Origin of the sequence: Mesorhizobium sp. M4B.F.Ca.ET.089.01.1.1 (assembly GCF_004022605.1) — a bacterium.
GTDB lineage: Bacteria > Pseudomonadota > Alphaproteobacteria > Rhizobiales > Rhizobiaceae > Mesorhizobium > Mesorhizobium abyssinicae.
In genome coordinates this window covers 1-2,497 of the sequence record NZ_RZOS01000638.1, presented here as the reverse complement: position 1 = coordinate 2,497, position 2,497 = coordinate 1, and the positions used below count along the sequence as shown (strand labels likewise).

3 protein-coding genes are annotated in these 2,497 nt (G+C 64.4%); 1 reads left to right on the top strand and 2 read right to left on the bottom strand.

From position 1 onward, the window contains the following. A partial coding sequence (locus tag EN780_RS31990; RefSeq protein WP_245500192.1) for a PfkB family carbohydrate kinase occupies positions 1 to 394 on the top strand: 394 nt, incomplete at its 5' end. Between the two features lie 163 nt (positions 395 to 557). Here the strand turns inward: EN780_RS31990 and EN780_RS31985 are convergent. Both EN780_RS31985 and EN780_RS31980 read right to left on the bottom strand, forming a co-directional pair. Further along, on the bottom strand, positions 558 to 1,586 hold the full coding sequence (locus EN780_RS31985; RefSeq protein ID WP_128276267.1) for an aldose epimerase family protein: 1,029 nt from the start codon (positions 1,584 to 1,586) through the stop codon (positions 558 to 560). A gap of 98 nt (positions 1,587 to 1,684) precedes the next feature. Further along, the coding region (locus EN780_RS31980; protein ID WP_128276266.1) for an aldehyde dehydrogenase family protein at positions 1,685 to 2,497 on the bottom strand (813 nt) is incomplete at its 5' end.

Genomic DNA, 2,497 nt, shown 5'->3' with positions numbered 1-2,497 from the left:
GGCGCAGGCGGCAACCACCGAAGCGTTGGCTGTAACCGATATCGCGCTGCCAACCTTTCCCGACGAGCAGATGCTGTTTGGCGACGCGACGCCGCAGGCGACTGCCGACCGGCTTGGCCGATTGGTCGGCGAAATCGTCGTCAAGAATGGCGAGGACGCGGCGCTGATCGCCGTCGACGGCGCCTGCCAGTTGGTACCGGCCGTGCATGTCGCCACCCCGGTCGATACCACCGGCGCCGGCGATTCCTTCAACGGCGGCTACCTCGCAGCTCGGCTGGCCGGCCATGGCCCGGCTGAGGCAGCCGAGCGTGCGCACCGCGTCGCCGCCGCGGTCGTGCAAGTGCGCGGCGCGCTTGCGCCATTCGAAACGCTGAGAGCGGCGTTCGGCAACTAGCTAAGGTGTATTGAGATTCAGGTAGGGCCGAGTCGAAGGCGATCGCGAAGCGACCAAACGGTGGTTTTCCGAGAACCGGAGCGGAGCGTACTTCAGCACGTGAGCACCGGAAGCGCAGAAACCAGCGTTCGCAGGCCGGCTTCACCTGAATATCAACGCACCTTCAAGGCAGTCGGAACCGGTACTCGGTGACCTGATGGTAGATCTGCCCCGGCCACAACGTGGCCTGCGGGAAATACGGCCGGTTCGGCGCGTCCGGCCAGACCTGCGCCTCCAGGCAGAGACCCGAAAAGGCCTTGTACTGGCGTCCGTCCAGGCCTGCCGAGGACGGCTGCAGGTACTGGCCGGTATAGAGCTGCAGGCCGGGCTCGGTGGTCCAGACCTCCATTTCGACGCCCGATGAAGCGCCTTGCGCCCAGGCAGCCTGCCTCAACGGCCCGCGAGCCGAGGCCAGGCAGAAATTGAGATCGTAGGGAAGCTGCTCGCCCTCGCTCTCCATGCGCAACGGACGCGCCTGGCGGAAGTCGAAAGGTGTGCCGTCGACCGGCTTGACCACGCCTGTCGGGATCATCTCGCTGTCGACCGGCGTGTAGGCGCCGGCGTTCAGCATCAGCCGATGGTCGAGGATATCGCCGGCGCCGCCGTCGTCGAGGTTGAAATAGGAATGCTGCGCGAGATTGCACAGCGTCGGCTCCTCGGAGGTCGTGGCGGTCAGTTCGACGCTGAGCGTGCCGGGAATCTTGAGCCGGTAGGTGCAGGTCACGTCGAGCGCGCCGGGAAAGCCCATCGTGCCGTCCGGGTCATGCAAGGTCAGCGTGACGAAATCCCGGCCATGGAGCGAGACCGTCCACGGTCGGTGGAAATAGCCTTCCGAGCCGCCATGCAGAGTGTGCTTGTCGAGGAAGTTTCGTTCCGTCTGGTAGCGCTTGCCGGCGATGGTGAAACGGCCGTCGCCAATGCGGTTGGCAAAGCGGCCGACGACGGCGCCGAAGAAGGCCCGGTCCGTCTCATACGGCTCGAAACGGTCGTAGCCCAGCACCAGCGGCGCGTCGTGGCCGGCGAGCCGCAGGTCCTGGATGATCGCGCCAAGCCCGATGATGTTGGCGGAGAGGCCGCCGCCACGAATGGTGAAACGGCGCACGGGTTCGCCCGCCTGCGTCGTGCCGAAGACCTCGCCGTCCTTCATCGTCATGCCCGAAAGTCAGTTCGTTGATCTATTGACCCGGCCGGTCCCGGCCGGGTTTGCAATACAAGAAAGGCAGGCTTTGCGCCTGCTCTTCCGCTTGGTTGTCAGAGGCCCAGGCCGCCGATACACACATATTTGGTGTCGAGATAGTCCTCGATGCCCTGATGTCCGCCTTCCTTGCCGAGGCCGGATTCCTTGACGCCGCCGAAGGGCGCTTCCGGCGTGGTGATCAGGCCCTCATTGACGCCGACCATGCCGTATTTCAGCCCTTCCATGACCCGGAAGGCGCGGCCGAGATCGCCGGTGTAGAAATAGCAGGCGAGGCCGAATTCGGTGTCGTTGGCGAGCGCGATCGCCTCTTCCTCGGTGTCGAACTTGAACACCGGAGCGACCGGGCCGAAGATCTCTTCCTTCATGAAGCGCATCTTCGGCGTCGCATCGGCGATCACCGTCGGCTGGAAGAACGAGCCGCCGAGCGCGTGCCGCTTGCCGCCGGCAACGACCTTGCCGCCCTTCGACGTCGCGTCGGCGATCAGTTCCTCGACCTTCTCGACCGCCTTGTCGTCGATCAGCGGTCCCTGCTGCACGCCCTCTTCCAGACCGGACCCGACCTTCAGATTGTTGCTGGCGACGACCAGCTTGTCGACGAACTTGTCGTAGACGCCGGCCTGCACGAGGAAGCGGTTGGTGCACACGCATGTCTGGCCCGAATTGCGATATTTGGCGGTGATGGCGCCGGCCACGGCGCGATCGATGTCGGCGTCGTCGAAGACGATGAACGGCGCATTGCCGCCGAGCTCCATCGACACTTTCTTGACCGTCACCGACGACTTCTGGATCAGAAGTTTACCGATCTCGGTCGAGCCGGTGAAGGTGATCTTCTTGACCAGCGGATTGGCGCAGATCTCGTCCTGTCT